This window comes from Arenimonas sp. (genome assembly GCF_044348765.1).
In the GTDB taxonomy this organism is placed as follows: Bacteria; Pseudomonadota; Gammaproteobacteria; order Xanthomonadales; family Xanthomonadaceae; genus Arenimonas.
This window is the reverse complement of the sequence record NZ_JBIKSE010000036.1, coordinates 1-16435: the sequence shown is the minus strand read 5'-3', so window position 1 is coordinate 16435 and position 16435 is coordinate 1. Positions and strand designations below refer to the sequence as shown.

18 protein-coding genes are annotated in these 16435 nt (G+C 57.4%); 10 read left to right on the top strand and 8 right to left on the bottom strand.

Features of this window, described 5'->3' with window-relative positions; genetic code table 11:
- Positions 1–152 precede the first annotated feature (152 nt).
- Positions 153–695, top strand: a complete 543-nt coding sequence (locus ACIQ0Q_RS06875; RefSeq protein WP_395772202.1) for a hypothetical protein — start codon at positions 153–155, stop codon at positions 693–695.
- A 6-nt stretch (positions 696–701) separates the two neighbouring features.
- On the opposite strand, the gene ACIQ0Q_RS06870 is transcribed toward ACIQ0Q_RS06875, so the two are convergent.
- The gene (locus ACIQ0Q_RS06870) at positions 702–1931 is read right to left on the bottom strand and encodes a TIGR03862 family flavoprotein (protein WP_395772201.1); all 1230 of its coding nucleotides are present in this window, start codon (positions 1929–1931) and stop codon (positions 702–704) included.
- Between the two features lie 49 nt (positions 1932–1980).
- On the opposite strand from ACIQ0Q_RS06870, the gene ACIQ0Q_RS06865 reads away from it, so the two are divergent.
- Positions 1981–2469: an NUDIX hydrolase gene (locus ACIQ0Q_RS06865; RefSeq protein WP_395772200.1), complete on the top strand. Its 489-nt coding sequence runs from the start codon at positions 1981–1983 to the stop codon at positions 2467–2469.
- A 68-nt stretch (positions 2470–2537) separates the two neighbouring features.
- Positions 2538–3023 carry a glutathione peroxidase gene (locus ACIQ0Q_RS06860; protein WP_395772199.1) on the top strand — a complete coding sequence of 162 codons (486 nt, stop codon included), beginning with the start codon at positions 2538–2540 and terminating at the stop codon, positions 3021–3023.
- On the opposite strand, the gene hflD is transcribed toward ACIQ0Q_RS06860, so the two are convergent.
- From hflD to ACIQ0Q_RS06845, 3 genes are read right to left on the bottom strand one after another with little or no spacing between them, the layout of a single operon-like run.
- Positions 3020–3628 (bottom strand): high frequency lysogenization protein HflD, encoded by a 609-nt coding sequence (gene hflD / locus ACIQ0Q_RS06855; protein WP_395772198.1) that lies wholly within the window; start codon positions 3626–3628, stop codon positions 3020–3022. The genes ACIQ0Q_RS06860 and hflD overlap by 4 nt on opposite strands.
- Positions 3625–4737 carry a tRNA 2-thiouridine(34) synthase MnmA gene (mnmA, locus tag ACIQ0Q_RS06850; RefSeq protein WP_395772197.1) on the bottom strand — a complete coding sequence of 371 codons (1113 nt, stop codon included), beginning with the start codon at positions 4735–4737 and terminating at the stop codon, positions 3625–3627. Before mnmA ends, hflD begins: the two co-directional genes overlap by 4 nt.
- Positions 4738–4744: 7 nt before the next feature.
- Positions 4745–5206, bottom strand: coding sequence for an NUDIX hydrolase (locus ACIQ0Q_RS06845; protein ID WP_395772196.1), 462 nt, complete (start codon positions 5204–5206; stop codon positions 4745–4747).
- A gap of 99 nt (positions 5207–5305) precedes the next feature.
- On the opposite strand from ACIQ0Q_RS06845, the gene clpS reads away from it, so the two are divergent.
- Together clpS and clpA are read left to right on the top strand one after the other, a co-directional pair.
- Positions 5306–5632, top strand: coding sequence for an ATP-dependent Clp protease adapter ClpS (gene clpS, locus ACIQ0Q_RS06840; RefSeq protein ID WP_395772195.1), 327 nt, complete (start codon positions 5306–5308; stop codon positions 5630–5632).
- A 21-nt stretch (positions 5633–5653) separates the two neighbouring features.
- A complete protein-coding gene (clpA, locus tag ACIQ0Q_RS06835) occupies positions 5654–7930 on the top strand; it encodes an ATP-dependent Clp protease ATP-binding subunit ClpA (RefSeq protein WP_395772194.1) in 2277 nt (758 codons plus the stop codon).
- Positions 7931–7933: 3 nt separating this feature from the next.
- Here clpA and infA read toward each other — a convergent pair whose 3' ends face one another.
- The 4 genes from infA to trxB all read right to left on the bottom strand — a co-directional run bounded on the left by infA (position 7934) and on the right by trxB (position 11065).
- Positions 7934–8152, bottom strand: coding sequence for a translation initiation factor IF-1 (gene infA / locus ACIQ0Q_RS06830; RefSeq protein WP_297799638.1), 219 nt, complete (start codon positions 8150–8152; stop codon positions 7934–7936).
- Between the two features lie 68 nt (positions 8153–8220).
- Entirely contained in the window at positions 8221–8973 is a 753-nt protein-coding gene (gene aat, locus ACIQ0Q_RS06825) for a leucyl/phenylalanyl-tRNA--protein transferase (protein WP_395772193.1), read from the bottom strand.
- Entirely contained in the window at positions 8970–10085 is a 1116-nt protein-coding gene (locus ACIQ0Q_RS06820) for a GNAT family N-acetyltransferase (protein WP_395772192.1), read from the bottom strand. Before ACIQ0Q_RS06820 ends, aat begins: the two co-directional genes overlap by 4 nt.
- Before the next feature lie 26 nt (positions 10086–10111).
- On the bottom strand, positions 10112–11065 hold the full coding sequence (trxB, locus tag ACIQ0Q_RS06815) for a thioredoxin-disulfide reductase (RefSeq protein WP_395772191.1): 954 nt from the start codon (positions 11063–11065) through the stop codon (positions 10112–10114).
- Between trxB and ACIQ0Q_RS06810 the strand changes: the two genes are divergently transcribed.
- The 5 genes from ACIQ0Q_RS06810 to ACIQ0Q_RS06790 all read left to right on the top strand — a co-directional run.
- A complete protein-coding gene (locus ACIQ0Q_RS06810; protein WP_395772190.1) occupies positions 11064–11216 on the top strand; it encodes a hypothetical protein in 153 nt (50 codons plus the stop codon). The genes trxB and ACIQ0Q_RS06810 overlap by 2 nt on opposite strands.
- Before the next feature lies 1 nt (position 11217).
- Positions 11218–13545 (top strand): DNA translocase FtsK, encoded by a 2328-nt coding sequence (locus ACIQ0Q_RS06805; RefSeq protein ID WP_395772203.1) that lies wholly within the window; start codon positions 11218–11220, stop codon positions 13543–13545.
- A 28-nt stretch (positions 13546–13573) separates the two neighbouring features.
- Complete coding sequence (gene lolA, locus ACIQ0Q_RS06800; RefSeq protein ID WP_395772189.1) at positions 13574–14161, top strand: outer membrane lipoprotein chaperone LolA; 588 nt, start codon at positions 13574–13576, stop codon at positions 14159–14161.
- 15 nt (positions 14162–14176) lie between these two features.
- On the top strand, positions 14177–15715 hold the full coding sequence (locus ACIQ0Q_RS06795) for an AbgT family transporter (RefSeq protein ID WP_395772188.1): 1539 nt from the start codon (positions 14177–14179) through the stop codon (positions 15713–15715).
- A partial coding sequence (locus tag ACIQ0Q_RS06790) for an AAA family ATPase (protein ID WP_395772187.1) occupies positions 15712–16435 on the top strand: 724 nt, incomplete at its 3' end. The genes ACIQ0Q_RS06795 and ACIQ0Q_RS06790, both read left to right, overlap by 4 nt.

Sequence of the window (16435 nt, the reverse complement as noted above, 5' to 3'; positions counted from 1 at the left end):
ATGCCCTCGTCTGCCTTTGGTGCAAGAAACAAGCCACTCATGCAATTGCTTGTTTTTCTTCACAAACTACCGATTAGCAAAATTTAGAATAAAAAGGCGAGGCATCCTGCCCGCTCAATCAAAACCTACTGAACGTTTGCCGGGGTGAGCCTTTGAACTATCCATGTCTGCGCAGGGCATTGCATGTGCTGCTCCTGCTGTTCCCGTTGGCCGCGTCGGCCGAACAGTACGCCAAGCCCTCGCCATACTGGGACGGCTTCAACTTCATGGCCGAAAAGGGCGACCGCTATTACCTGAAGGTATCCCCGTATACCGTCCATTTCAGTTACGACGAGTATCACGAGTACGTCTGGCTGGCCGGCTTCGAACGCGAGCGCAGCACCGGCATCGTGGCCGGATTCGCCTATTTCTCGAATTCATTCGGGCAACCGAGCGTGTATTACTACCCATGGGGCAAGATATACCGCGATCTGGCCGGAATCGACGGCCTGTATTTCAAATGGAATGCCGGTCTGGCCTATGGTTATGTCGAGCCCTACGAAGACAAGGTGCCGTTCGTCTACAACGGCTTTTCGCCGGGGGTGTTCCCGATGCTCGGTTACGAGAGCGAGGGCGGATTCCACTCCCAGCTGAACCTGCTGGGTACGGCCGGTCTAATGCTGCAGTTCTCGATTCCGATTCACGATGTGCGCTGAACCGCGTCATAGCGCCAGATAGGCCATGGCCCCGATGGCGGCCTTGTGCCCGCTGGCCATGCTGGCGGTCAGCAGATAACCGCCGGTCGGCGCTTCCCAGTCCAGCATTTCGCCGGCAAAGAACAGGCCGGGATGACGACGCCACATCAAGTGTGTATCGAGTTGCGGCAGTGCGACGCCACCGGCGGTACTGATCGCCTCGGCAATGGGGCGCGGTGTGGTGAGCGTCAAGGGCAGGGCTTTCAACAGCTTTGCCAGCACCTGCGGATCGGCAAGCTGCTGGCGGTCGGCCAGTTCGTAGAGCAGCGCGGTTTTCACACCGGAAAGCTTGAAATGCCGGCGCAGGAAATCGCTGAGACTGCGACCGTTGCGCGGTTTTCCGGCCGCCGCTGTGATACGGGGCAGGTCATGATCCGGCAGCAGGTCCAGCAGCAGCGTGCACCGTCCGTCGCGCGCGATGGTTTCGCGGATATCGGCGCTGAGTGCATAGATCAGGCTGCCCTCGAGGCCGTATTCGCTGATGACGCATTCCCCCTGCAAGGCAGCATCGCGATCAGCCAATCGTATCTTCAGGGGTTTCAGCGGTTCACCGGCGAATTTGTCTTTGAAGAAATCCGACCAGGCGATTTCAAAACCGCAATTGGCGGCTTGCAGCGGGACGATGTCCAGACCTTCCGGCAACAGGCCGGTCTGCCAGCTGCCGTCCGACCCCAGCTGCGGCCAGCTGGCGCCGCCCAGCGCAAGAATGAAGGCATCGGCGCCGACGCTAATCTCACCCTCCGTGGTCTGCAGCCGCAGTTGCCGGTCGCCTTCGAAGGCAATGGCGCGGTGATTGACGTGGAATTGTACGCCTAGGGCACGCAGCTGTTTCAACCAGGCCCGCAGCAAGGGTGCCGCCTTCATGTCGGTTGGGAATACCCGGCCGGAGCTGCCGACAAAGGTGGCGATGCCGAGTTGTTCCGCCCATTGGCGTATGGCGGTGTTATCTAAGGATGCCAACCAGGTCGCTACCGCGGTGCTTTGGTTGCGAAAACGCATGCTGAAATCTTCCATCGGCTCGGCATGGGTCAGGTTCAGGCCGCCACGTCCGGCAATCAGGAATTTCCGGCCGACCGAGGCTTTGCGTTCATACAGATGGACTTCTGCGCCGCCCTCAGCGGCAGTCTGCGCCGCCATCAAACCCGCAGGCCCGCCGCCGATCACGGCAATTTTTTTCGGTGCGGTGGCGGTGATCATGCGGAATCCGGCGATAATGTGCCTTCAGTTTAGAGGAATTGCCGTTACCATGCCCTATTGCCCCATTCTCGCCACGCTGGCCTATGTGCTCTCACCCGATGGCCGCCAGGTGCTGCTCATCCACCGTAATGCCCGGGACACCGATGAACATCTGGGCAAATACAACGGGCTCGGCGGCAAAGTCGAGGACGATGAGGATGTGGTGGCCAGCGTGCGCCGGGAAGTGATGGAAGAGGCCGGTATCGTCTGTGAGGATATCTGTCTGCGCGGCAGTATTTCCTGGCCGTTTTTCGGCAAGAACGGCGAGCATTGGTATGGCCTGATTTTTCTGGTCAAGCGTTTTAGTGGAACGCCCTATAGTGCCAATCCCGAAGGTGATCTGAGTTGGGTCGATGTCGACAAGATCATGGAGCTGCCGATGTGGGACGGGGACCGCCAGTTCCTGCCTTTGGTCTTCGATGATGATCCGCGCCAATTCCATGGGGTCATGCCCTATGAAAATGGCAAAATGAAATCATGGTCTTATTCAAGAATATAAAATATCAGCCTGACATTTATCATTTTCTTTTGCGTTATCCTAGTTTCGTCACCGATATGGAGTCCACCATGAGCACTGCCTATGAATTTTCCGCCACCGACATCGATGGCAAGGATGTTTCCCTCTCCGATTACAAGGGCAAGGTGCTGTTGGTGGTCAATACCGCCTCCAAATGCGGCTTCACCCCGCAGTACACCGGTTTGGAAGCGCTCTGGCGCAAGCACCGGGATGCGGGTTTTGCCGTGCTCGGCTTTCCCTGCGACCAGTTCGGCCATCAGGAGCCGGGTGACGCCGAAGAAATCAAGAATTTCTGTTCGCTGAGCTATGACGTCAGTTTTCCGATGTTCGGAAAGATTGAAGTCAACGGTAGCGGAGCGCATCCGTTCTACCAGTGGCTGAAGAAAGAAAAGAGCGGGTTGTTCGGCATCGGCGCCATCAAATGGAATTTCACCAAATTCCTGATCGGCCGTGACGGCTCCGTGCTGAAGCGTTATGCGCCGACGGACAAGCCGGAAGATATCGAAGCCGACATTCGCGCTGCGTTGAATGCTTAAATCATTCCGAGCAGCGAACGCGTGGCTTCGGTAATCCGGCTGCGCGACAGGAAGAAATCCCAGTAACTGCCGCCCAGTTGGCGCCAGAGCAGGGCGGCACGCACGGCGGCCAGCAGCGCGGCACGGACTTCGGATACGACTTGGGCCTGGGCCAGGTACACCGGATTGCCCTGCACCATGATTTTCGGCCCGAGTGGGCTGATTTTATCGGCGTACAGTTTTCCAAGCGCCGCTAGGACATCCGGATGCGTCGCTCCCGAGGTTTCGGCCTGCAGCTTGATGTCCTGCAGTGCGGCATGCACGGTCTGCATCGCCTGCGCATTGCGGTTGAACTGACGCTCGAGATGCAGCACGTTCAATGCGATACGGATGACGGCATTGTCACGTGTCGATTCGCCCTGCAGTTGATTGAGTAGGCGCTTCAATCCCGGCTTGAGCTGGTGCCGGTTGCCATAAATATCTTCGGTTTGTTCAGCATCGAATACGAACAGACTATTGATGCAGGTGCCCAGAGGTTCGGTCTGGGTCTGGCCTTGATTGGCCATCAACTGAACTTGTTCGACGGCCTGCAGCAAGGCGGCAAGGGCGAGTGCGCGGTCTTTCATGCGGTGGTTTCCTGGCGAATTCGAATTTCCATAGGGGCATCAGTTTCAGCAATGACGGCGCCGCCGAGACAGACCTCGTTGGCATACAATACCAGCGATTGTCCGGGGGTCACGGCGCGTTGCGGCTCATCAAAAAGCACCTCCAAAGTGCCATCGGAAAGAACCTGTACGGTGCAGTAGACATCCTGCTGGCGGTAGCGGGTTTTGGCGGTGCAACGGAATTCGGCTGCAGGCGCCGTGCCGGCTACCCAATGTGCGGTTTCGGTACGTGAGCTGCGGGAGTGCAGCCACTGCGATTCGATGCCTTGATCGACATAAAGGATATTTCGCAGGATGTCCTTGCCGACCACGAACCAGGGCGCCGCCGGACGGCCTTTGATTCCGCCGATATGCAGACCCTCGCGCTGGCCCAAGGTGTAATAAAACACGCCGGCGTGTTCACCCACGATCTGGCCATCAACACTGTGTATTTCGCCGGCTTTGGCTGGAATATATTGACCGAGAAAATCCCTGAAATCACGCTCACCGATGAAACAGATGCCGGTGGAGTCCTTCTTGGTGGCGGTACCGAAGCCGGCGCTGGCGGCCAGCATACGCACTTCGGATTTCGGCAGATGGCCGATCGGGAACAGCGTGGCGGCCAATTGCACCTGTCCGAGTTGATGCAGGAAGTAGGTTTGGTCCTTGCCGATATCGGCCCCACGTATCAGTTGGAATCCCTCATCGCATTCGCGCACCTGCGCATAATGGCCGGTCGCGATTTTATCCGACCCCAGCGTCTTGGCTTCGTCGAGAAAGGTCTTGAATTTGATTTCGCGGTTGCACAGCACGTCCGGATTCGGCGTGCGACCGGCTTGGTATTCCGACAGGAAATAGGTGAATACTTCCGACCAATAAGTTTTAGCGAAATTGCGCGAATAAAACGGAATGCCCAGTTTTCCGCAGACGGCAAGGGCATCCTTGCGGTCTTCTTCGGCGCGGCATTCGCCATCGTCCTCTTCGTCCCAGTTCTGCATGAACAGGCCGCTGACATCATGCCCTTGCTGTTTCAGCAGCAGCGCGGCCACCGAAGAATCGACACCGCCTGAAACGCCCAACATGATCTTCATCGTGCACTCACAGGCTTTGCAACAGGGTCAGCGGATGCCGCGAGCCATTCAGGTAGTCGGCGATTACCTGGCCTACCAGCGGACTGCGGTGCCGATCGGTCAAAGCTTCGATCTCAGACGGCCACATCCAGTGTGCCGCAACGATGCCTTCATCGAGCGTTCGCCCGGCATCATGCTGCAGCGGTTCGGCGGCGAATGCCATGCGTAGATACTGCTGACCGGTCTCGGGAGCTTTCCATTGATAGGCGCCGATGAATGCGGTAAGACTGATCCTCCAGCCGGTTTCCTCAAGGGTTTCGCGGACCGCTGCCTGAAGGATCGATTCATCCGGCTCGAGGTGTCCGGCCGGCTGGTTGTATACCACGCGGCCGCTGACGCGCTCCTCGACCATCAAGAACTGTCCTGCGCGCGCGACGACTGTCGCGACGGTGACGTCCGGTTGCCAGAATGTGCCAGTGCGGTAGCTCATGGGGGACAAGTGGAGCTTAAATCCTTGTTTATCAATAGTGCCATTATCACCGATTTGCCGCCCCTTGTATTTTAATGGGGGATGCCCTATTTATAAGGCATGAGTGCAAACAAAACCCCAGACCAGCGCGACGGTGGCGATGCCCTGCTTGATGCGGTGCGCGCCGAAGTCGGGCCTCCCGGCCGATTCCAGGTGGTCCTGCTCAATGATGATTTCACCCCGATGGATTTCGTCGTCTTCGTATTGCAAGAATTTTTTGCGATGAATCAAGAGAAGGCCACCCAGGTCATGCTGCAGATCCATACCCGTGGCCGCGGAACCGGTGGCGTATACTCGCGGGAGGTCGCTGAATCGAAAGTAAACCAGGTTAATGAATTTTCACGCCAGAACCACCATCCTCTGTTAAGTATGATGGAACCGCTGTAATAAAGGTATCAGGAGCAGGCTATGTTCAGTAAAGAGCTCGAAGTGTCCATCGGTCAATGTTACAAGGATGCCCGTGAGTCACGTCATGAATTCATGACCGTCGACCACCTGTTGCTGTCCTTGCTTGAAAACGCCTCGGCGCTCGCCGTGCTGCGCGCCTGTGGCGCCGAAATCGACGAGCTTGGCAAGGGTCTGCGTCAGGCTATCAGTGACAATGTTTCGATGCTTACTGAAGACGACAATCGCGATACCCAGCCGACGCTTGGATTTCAGCGCGTACTTCAGCGTGCGGTCTACCATGTACAGTCCTCGGGAAAGAAAGAAGTAACCGGCGCCAACGTGTTGGTCGCTCTATTCAGCGAAAAGGACTCGCACGCCGTTTATCTGATGCAGAAGCAGGACATCACCCGGCTGGATGTGGTGAATTACCTGTCGCACGGCGTGGCGCGCAGTAGCGAACCGTCCGAAGAGCCGGCCGAAGACAGCCGCGGACCGGAGGCGGCCGAGGAAGCCAAGGGCAATGCACTGGCCGAATTCGCCGTCAACCTCAACGAGCTCGCCATCGAAGGCAAGATCGACCCGTTGATCGGCCGCGAGGAGGAAGTCGAGCGTACCATCCAGGTCCTGTGCCGCCGACGCAAGAACAATCCGCTGTATGTCGGTGATCCGGGTGTGGGTAAAACTGCGCTCGCGGAAGGCCTGGCCTGGCGGATTGTGGAAGGCCGGGTGCCGGAGGTTCTGCGCACGGCGGTGATTTGGGCGCTGGACCTCGGTTCTCTGGTGGCTGGCACCAAATACCGCGGCGATTTCGAAAAGCGCCTGAAAGCGGTACTGGCCCAGCTGAAAAAGGAGCCCAATGCCGTCCTGTTCATTGATGAAATCCATACCATCATCGGTGCCGGTTCCGCCTCCGGTGGCACCATGGATGCCTCGAATCTGATCAAGCCGGTGCTGCAGAACGGAGAACTGCGCTGCATCGGTTCGACCACCTTCCAGGAATACCGCGGGGTATTCGAAAAAGACCGCGCATTGGCGCGGCGTTTCCAGAAAATCGATATCAGTGAGCCTACGCTGAGCGAGGCGGTGGCCATCCTCAACGGTCTGAAGCCGCGTTTCGAAGCCCATCATGAAGTCTGTTATAGCAGTGATGCCATCCAAGCCGCCGTCGATCTTTCGGTCAAGCACATCAATGATCGTTTGCTGCCGGACAAGGCCATTGATGTCATCGATGAGGCCGGCGCGCGCCAGCGTTTGCTGCCACCGGATATCCGCAAGTCCATCATCGATCTCGAGGAAATCGAACTGATTGTTTCCAAAATGGCGCGCATTCCGGCCAAGCAAGTGTCTGCTTCCGACAAGGATGTGCTGCGCAATCTCGACCGCAATCTGAAAATGCTGATTTTCGGCCAGGATCCGGCCATCGAAACCTTGGTGTCCGCCATCAAGCTGGCGCGCTCCGGCCTCGGCCATCCTGATCGGCCGATCGGCAGCTTCCTGTTCGCAGGCCCGACCGGCGTCGGCAAGACCGAGGTCACCAAGCAATTGGCGATGCAGCTGGGTGTTGAGCTGGTCCGATTCGACATGTCGGAATACATGGAAGCGCATTCGGTCAGTCGCTTGGTCGGCGCGCCTCCGGGCTATGTCGGTTTCGACCAAGGCGGTCTGCTCACCGAGAAGATCGTAAAGACGCCGCATTGCGTGTTGCTGCTCGATGAGATCGAGAAGGCGCATCCGGATGTTTACAACATCCTGCTGCAGATTATGGACCGCGGCGTTCTGACCGATACCAATGGCCGTGAAGCCAATTTCAAGAATGTCGTGATTGTCCTGACCACCAATGCCGGCGCCCAGATTGCCGCGCGCCGTTCCATGGGTTTCGTCGAGCAGAACCATACCACCGATGCCATGGAAGCCATCCGCAAGCAGTTCACCCCCGAGTTCCGCAACCGCTTGGATGCCATCGTGCAGTTCCAGGCCTTGGGCATGGACCACATTCTGCGCGTAGTCGACAAATTCCTGATCGAACTGGAAGCGCTGCTGCATGAAAAACATGTGGTGCTGAGTGTCAGTCCTGATGCTCGCCAGTGGCTTGCCGAAAACGGTTTCGATGCCCAGATGGGAGCGCGACCGATGGCGCGCCTGATCCAGGACCGTATCAAACGGCCTTTGGCGGACGAGCTGTTGTTCGGCGCATTAGTCAACGGCGGCCGTGCCAGCGTGACGGTCGGCGAGAGTGGTCTGCAGGTGAATGCCTTGCCCGAACCCGAACGGCTGCTGCCGGCGTCGGTCGAGCCTTGAGGCTTATTTGGCGCGGTAGGTAATACGACCTTTGCTGAGGTCGTAAGGGGTCATTTCGACCTTGACCTTGTCGCCGGTGAGGATGCGGATATAGTTTTTACGCATTCTGCCGGAAATGTGCGCCGTGATGACATGTCCGTTTTCCAGTTTGACTCGGAACATGGTGTTGGGCAGGGTTTCCAGAACGGTGCCGTCGAATTCAATTGAATCGTCTTTGGACATGCAGAATGGGTGCTTCGGTTGAGAAGGCGCTATTTTGACAGGTTTGGCCCCGAAGTGCAAAGAAAGCCCTACGCCATGCGGGTTTTGGCCAGATAATCGGCGATATTCCGGTTCGGGAAATGAGCCGTCCAAGCCCCTTCAGGACCGGTTATGATCGACTCCTTGGCCAATAGCTGCAGATAGTCCGACCGCGGCATGCTTTTGCCGCCCAATAGTGCCAGATGAGGGTTTTCCATCTGTGCATCAAGCCACGGCCACTTCCAATCATGCAGGGTCTCGCTCAGCGCATAAAGGGCTGCTGCCGACGCTTGGCTATAGCGACTGAACATGCTTTCGGCAAAAAATACACGACCAAGTGCCAGACCATACAGCCCACCTATCAGGATATCGCCATCCCGGACTTCGATGCTATGGCCGATACCCATGACATGCAGGTGGGTATAGGCATCAATCATGGCGCTGCCAATCCACGTCCCGGATTGTCCGGCCCGGGGGCAGTCGGCGCAGGCTTGGATGACTTCGGAAAAGGCGGTATCCGCGCTTATGGTCCATGCGGTTTGACGCAGTTGACGACGTCGGCTTTTCCCCAAATGGACGGCGCCCGGGATGAATCCATAGCGCTGTTCCGGAGACCACCAGAGGATCGCTTGGTCGGGGTGGTACCAAGGAAAGATACCTTGCTGATAGGCTGGGATTAGCCATTCCGGACCCAGGCCGCCACCCCAGGACAACAAGCCGTCCGGATCTTGCAATGCCTTAGCAGCCGGCGGGAAAACGCCCGGATTGTGCATTGACAGCTGGGGAATTCGGATCGGATTCATGGGTAGGGGTTCAAAGCCGCTAATTGCAGGCCGTAGTGTTCTTTTGCCTTCTGCTCGGCACTGCACCAGGCCTGCAGGGCAGGGCGAAAGCGTATGTCGGCGATCCAATGCCGGCTAAAGGTGGTTGTTGGCAGGAAGCCACGGGCAATTTTGTGCTCGCCCTGGGCCCCGGGTTCGAATGCGCTTAATCCTTCGCGAAGGCAATAATCGATGCCTTGGTAATAACAGGTTTCGAAATGCAGTCCCGGGCTTTGTTCATCACTGCCCCAATAACGTCCGTACAGAGTGTCATTGCCGCGCAGAAACAGTGCTCCGGCACGGATGCGGCCTTCGCGCTCGGCCAGAACGACCATCATTTGTCTCGGCATGGTGTTGGCGAGATGCCGGAAGAAATCCGGTGTCAGCGCCGCGGCATTGCTGTAGGCATCAAAAGTCCGCTCATAAAACATGTACATCGCCTGCAGTTCGGCTTCACTCAATTCATCGCCATGAACCTGACGAAAACTGTAGCCGGCTTCACGGACCTTCGCGCGTTCCTGCCGGATGTTCTTGCGTTTTTTCGGGAGCAAGGCATCCAGGAATTCACTGAAGTCCTTCCAACCGCGGTTGCGCCAATGGAACTGCACATCGATGCGGGCCAGCCAGTCCGCTGGGAAAGACTCGGTCTCCTGTTCCGCCAAAAAGTTCACATGCAATGAAGACCATCCCTTGCGCTGAGTCTCGGCAATCATTTCATCGAGCATTAGACGGTGCATGTCGTCGTCCGGTGCCATCACGCGTGGTCCGGTGACCGGGCTGTAGGGAACGCCAATCAGCCATTTCGGATAGTAGTCCAGACCACAACGGGCGTAGGCGTTAGCCCAAGCGTGATCAAAAACGAATTCGCCGTGTGAGTTGTCCTTCAGATAACCGGGTGCTGCCGCTACCAGTTCGCTGCCACGCCAGAGCGTGGAATGGCAAGGCCGCCAACCCCATTCCGGGCGCAGGCAACCGGTGCTTTCAAGACCTGCCAGAAAGCTGTGCCGAAGAAATGGATTACGGCCATCATGCAGGGCATCCCACTGTAGGGATGGGATATCAGAAAGCGCCGAACATATGCGGAATCCGGTCATCGCCGCCGCATCTCCAGCGGCCCGAATCAGGCTTCTTTGTCGAGAAATTTTTCGGCATCGAGTGCCGCCATGCATCCGAATCCTGCAGAGGTTATGGCCTGTCGGTAAACCTGGTCGGCGACATCGCCTGCGGCGAATACACCGGGTACTGAGGTTGCAGTAGCGCCGCCTTCCAGTCCGGATTTGATGCTCAGGTAGCCGTTGCGCATATCCAGTTGGCCTTCGAATAGGGAGGTATTCGGGGTGTGACCGATGGCCACGAAAAAGCCCTGCAGGTCGATTTCGCGCAATTCACTGTTTTGCACATCCTTGATGCGCATTCCGGTAACGCCGGTCTCGTCTCCGAGCACTTCATCCACGGCATGGTTCCAGATGATTTCGACTTTACCGGCCTGGGCCTTGGCGAACAGCTTGTCCTGGAGGATTTTCTCAGAGCGCAGGCGATCGCGACGATGCACCAGATAGACTTTACGTGCAATGTTGGACAGGTAAAGCGCTTCTTCCACGGCGGTATTGCCGCCACCGATGACCGCTACATCCTGATCGCGGAAGAAGAACCCGTCACACGTGGCGCACGCCGAAACGCCTTTGCCCATGAATTTCTGTTCCGAGGGAATTCCGAGATATTTGGCACTGGCGCCGGTAGTGATGATCAGTGCGTCGCAATGGTATTCGCCGGAGTCGCCCATCAGCTTGAACGGCCGTTCGGACAGGTCGGCGGTATGGATGTGATCGAAGAGGATTTCGGTTTCAAAACGTTCGGCATGCGTCTGCATACGTGTCATTAGATCCGGGCCCATCAGACCGTGTGCATCCCCAGGCCAGTTATCCACTTCGGTGGTGGTCATCAATTGACCGCCCTGCTGCAAGCCTGTGACCAGCACCGGTTTCAGATTGGCCCGTGCCGCATAGACGGCAGCGGTGTAGCCGGCGGGACCGGAGCCGAGAATGAGCAGTTGGCAGTGTTTGGGCGAGGACATGGCTAAGACCGATTTGGACAGACCCATAGCTTGGGGCTTGCACCGCGATTTATCAAGCCTGTGCCGCAGCCAAAAAAGCCTGCAATCCGGCCCGAAAGACGCGCAATCCGATGTTTTAACCGTTAAACTAGAGCTTATTGCATTCGGGTAATCTGCCTGTGGCCAGAACCACTGTCAAAAATACTTCATCGCCGGACCAGCAACGCCAGAAGTTGTGGAAAGAGCTGGCGCTGGTCGCCATTGCCCCGATTCTGCTTTACCTGCTGGCCAGTCTGGTCACCTATTCCACGCAGGACCCTGGCTGGTCGCGCACCGGCAGTCTGGATGGGTCCGTGCATAACATCGGCGGACTGGTCGGTGCATATCTGGCCGATATCAGCTTCTGGTTGTTCGGATATATGGCTTACACCGTGCCCTTGGTGCTTACCGGCGTGGCTTATATCGGATTGTTTGGGATGGATAGCGATGGTGACGGCCGGGTTGATTTCGGACCGGCGCTTCGGCTCCTTGGCATTGTCGGTTTTCTGGTCAGCGGTACCGGCCTATGCCATCTCATCGGTGGTCCGGCGCCGGCTCTGCCGGCACAGTCCGGTGGCTTCATCGGCGATATGGTCGGCCGGAGCATGGATATGCTTTTCGGGGGCATGGGCGGAAATCTATTCCTTCTGACTGTATTCCTGCTGTCGGTTACCCTGGCAACGGGCCTGTCCTGGTTCGTGGTCATGGATTGGATTGGTGCCGGGGTGTTGGCTCTGATCGGCCGCTTTTCGGCCAAGACCGATCAGGCGGCGGAATGGAGTCGCACCCGCGCCATCCGTTCCGAGCGCGAAGAAGTCCGTAAAACCGAGAGCGAACGCCGCGCCAAACGTGAACCGATTAAAATCGCCGCGCCGGCGCCGACGCTGGTTGAAAAAAGCGATCGTGCGGAACGCGAACAGCAAATTCCCTTGTTCAATGCCGGTGGGGTCAGCGAAATACCGCCGCTGTCGCTGTTGGATGATCCCAAGCCGCAGGCCAAGGGCTATTCCGAAGAAACGCTGGAAACCCTGTCCCGTCAGATTGAATTCAAGCTCAAGGATTTCCGGATTGATGTTCAGGTGGTCGGGGCCTATCCCGGACCGGTAGTTACCCGGTTTGAAATGGAGCCCGCGCCGGGAGTGAAGGGCAGTCAGATTTCCTCGCTCGACAAGGACATCGCACGTGGCCTTTCCGTAAAATCAGTGCGCGTGGTCGATGTCATTCCTGGAAAGTCGGTGGTCGGTCTGGAAATTCCGAATACCCAGCGCGAAATGATCTATCTTTCGGAACTGCTGCGCTCGAAGGAATACGACAAATCCAATAGTCCGCTGACCATCGCCCTCGGTAAAGATATCGGCGGGCGACCCAGTGTTGCCGATCTGGCGCGTATGCCGCATCTGCTGGTAGCCGGTACGACCGGTTCCGGTAAATCCGTGGCGGTCAATGCCATGGTGCTGAGTCTGCTCTACAAGGCCAGCGCCAAGGATGTGCGGATGCTGATGATTGATCCAAAAATGCTCGAACTGTCGGTCTATCAGGGCATCCCGCATCTGCTGGCGCCGGTAGTCACCGACATGAAGGAGGCCGCCAACGGTCTGCGTTGGTGCGTTGCCGAAATGGAACGCCGTTACAAGCTGATGAGTGCAGTTGGCGTTCGTAACCTGGCTGGATTCAACCGTAAGGTACAGGACGCCATCGATGCCGGGCAGCCGATCATGGATCCGCTGTTCAAGCCCAATCCTGAGCTTGGTATCGAGGCACGGCCACTCGAGGCCTTGCCCTACATCGTGGTCATCATCGACGAATTCGCCGACATGATGATGATCGTCGGCAAGAAGGTCGAGGAACTGATCGCCCGACTCGCGCAGAAGGCGCGTGCCTCGGGAATCCATCTGATATTGGCAACGCAACGTCCCTCCGTGGATGTGATTACCGGCCTGATCAAGGCCAATATTCCGACCCGCATCGCCTTCCAGGTTTCCAGCAAGATCGATTCCCGAACCATTCTTGATCAATCCGGCGCCGAAACGCTGCTGGGTCACGGCGATATGCTGTACATGCCGCCCGGAACGTCCTTGCCGGAGCGCATCCACGGAGCTTTTGTCAGTGATGAGGAAGTACACCGTGTGGTCGAGCATCTCAAGCAGCATGGCGGTGGTACTGAATACATTCCGGGCGTTCTCGAAGAAGTGCAGATGATGGGGGACGGCGTCGTAGTTGGTGCCACGGGCCTGCCGGAAGCCAGCAGCAGCGGGGATGAATCCGACCCGCTCTACGATGAGGCGGTCAAAATCGTTACGGAATCCCGCCGCGCCTCGATATCCGGTGTGCAACGCCGACTTAAAATCGGCTATAACCGAGCCGCGCGCCTGGTTGAAGCCATGGAAATGGCCGGCATTGTCTCCAAACCGGAGCACAACGGCGACCGATCCGTATTGGCGCCGCCCCCGGTCAAGGGCTGATATGCATCAACGACTGATGATAGTCCTCTTGCTTGCGATCGCCTTTCCCCTTCAGGCGCAGACGGCGCGTCAACAGCTGGACCTCTTTGCCAGTGGTCTGAAAACGGCATCGGCGACATTCCAGCAGGTCGTGACCGGCCCGAATGGGGAAAAGATCCAGGCCTCACAAGGCCTGATGCAGATGAAATCACCCAATCGGTTTCGCTGGGAGTACAGTAAGCCGGATCTTCAGGTAATCGTGGCCGATGGCCAAAAAGTCTGGGTTTACGAACCGGATCTGAAACAGGTCACGGTCAAGCCTCAGGATGCGCTCAACCAGGATAATCCGCTCAGTGCCTTGTCCTCGCCGGAAGTGCTGGACCGCTATTACACGGTTAGTGAGTTACCCGAAAAACGAGGTATCCGATGGTTACAGCTCCTGCCAAAACGCCCGGAAAGCTCGCCGTTCGACAAGGCATGGCTTGGATTTGACGACAACGGATTGAGAAGTCTGCGCCTTTTCGACAACCTCGGGCAGGTTTCCGAATTCAACTTCGGTACCTGGAAGCGCAACGCCTTTATTCCCGAGAGTAGATTTCGCTTTACGGCGCCTGCAGGGGTCGAAACTGTTCAATGATTCTGGAGATCATTCATGAGTAATTCCATCCGTGTAGGCCCGGTCGACCGTTTTCTGGGAATCGTCGAGCGTGCAGGAAATATGCTGCCGCATCCGGCGACGCTGTTTTTCCTGCTCACCGTGTTTGTGGTGATTGCCAGCTGGCTGGCCAGTCAATTCGATATTTCCGTGGCGCATCCCAAGTCGGGTGAGCTTGTGAGTCCGGTCAACCTACTCAGTGCCGATGGGCTGCAGCGCATCATGTCGGGTCTGGTCAGCAATTTCACCGGGTTCGCCCCTCTAGGAACGGTTCTGGTGGCCTTGATCGGTATCGGTGTTGCCGAACATTCCGGCTTCATCGGCGCCTGCCTACGCATTGTGGTTCTGAATGCGCCGCGCTTCCTGCTGACACCAATCATTGTTTTTGCCGGCGTGATGTCGAACATGGCCAGTGAAATCGGTTACGTTCTGTTGGTGCCCTTGTCGGGATTGCTCTTTGTTGCTGCCGGCCGGCATCCTATTCTGGGGATTGCCGCTGCGTTTGCAGGGGTTTCCGGTGGCTACTCCGCCAATCTGCTACTCGGAACGATTGATCCGCTGTTGTCAGGGCTGTCCCAGGAAGCGGCGCGAATCGTTGATCCGACCTATACGGTCAGTCCGGCAGCCAACATGTATTTCATGCAGGTTTCAACACCAATCATCACGCTGCTGGGTTGGTTCGTGACCGAGAAAATCGTTGCCCGTCGTTTCCCAGACGGTAACTACGGCAAGGGTGATGAGCGTATTGAGGCGCTCTCCGGCTCTGAAAAGCGGGGATTGCTCTGGGCGGGCATTGCCACGGCCGTGCTTTCGACCCTTATTTTACTGGCAACCGTGCCGGAAAACGGAGTGTTACGCATTGCCGATGAGCCTGATATTCTCAAAGCGTTGGCGCCCTTTCTGCACGGTATCGTGGCATTGATTTTTTTCGCCGGTGCCTTGGTTGGCATAGCCTACGGCATCGGTGCCGGAACAATCAAAAGCGATACCGATGTCATCAATGGCATGTCTGCATCCATGGCGACCCTTGCCAGCTATCTGGTGCTGGTTTTCTTCGCGGCACAGTTCGTGGCGCTGTTCAATTGGACGCAGCTGGGGCTGATCTTCGCCGTGGAAGGTGCGGAAGCATTGAAAGCCCTGGGGCTCCCGAAGATTCCGCTGTTGCTCGGATTCATCCTGTTGACCGCCACGGTAAACCTCGCCATGGGCTCGGCCTCAGCGAAGTGGGCGCTGATGGCCCCGGTGTTCGTGCCGATGTTCATGTTGCTCGGCTACTCGCCGGAAGTGACGCAGACGGCGTATCGTGTGGGCGACTCGGTCACCAACATCATCTCTCCGATGATGAGCTACTTCGCCCTGATCATTGCCTTTTTGCAGCGCTATGAACCGAAGGCCGGCATCGGAACAGTGGTTGCAACCATGATTCCGTATTCAATTACCTTCTTAATCGGCTGGTCCCTGCTGTTTGCCTTATGGGTGTTCATGGGTTGGGATCTCGGCCCAGGCTCCGGTCTGGTTTATCCGAAAGCGGGATGAGTGATCTGTTCGCCAATGCCGCCTTGCAGCCATTGGCCGAACGCATGCGCCCACGTCATCTGGCCGACATGGTCGGCCAGGACCGTCTGCTGTCCGAGGATGCGGCCCTGCGCAAGGCCATCGAGTCCGGCCGCATCCATTCGATGATTCTGTGGGGACCGCCGGGCTGCGGCAAGACCACATTGGCGTTGCTGGTCGCACACTATGCCAAAGCGCGGTTCATATCGATTTCGGCGGTGATGTCCGGCCTGCCGGAAGTCCGCAAAGTGCTGGCCGAGGCCGAGCAGCATTTTCTGCGTGCTGAGGCGACCGTGCTTTTCGTTGACGAGGTGCATCGCTTCAACAAGGTCCAGCAGGATGCCTTTCTGCCGTATATCGAGAAAGGCAGCGTCGTGTTCATCGGCGCCACTACCGAGAACCCGAGCTTCGAACTCAACTCGGCACTGCTCTCACGTTGCCGGGTGCACGTGATGGATGCGGTGTCGGTTGAGGCCATCGAGACCGCACTCCGCCTGGCTCTGGTTGATTCTGAGAGAGGATTGAATGGCACTATCCTATTTTCCGAGAGCCAATTGCGCAGCATCGCACTAGCCGCTGACGGCGATGTCCGACGGGCATTGACCTTGCTCGAAATCGCTGCAGAGGTAGCAGGCACGGAGCAGGGTGAGGTCACCGATGTGGTTCTGCAGCAGGTGCTGGCCGATCGTACCCGTCGTTTCG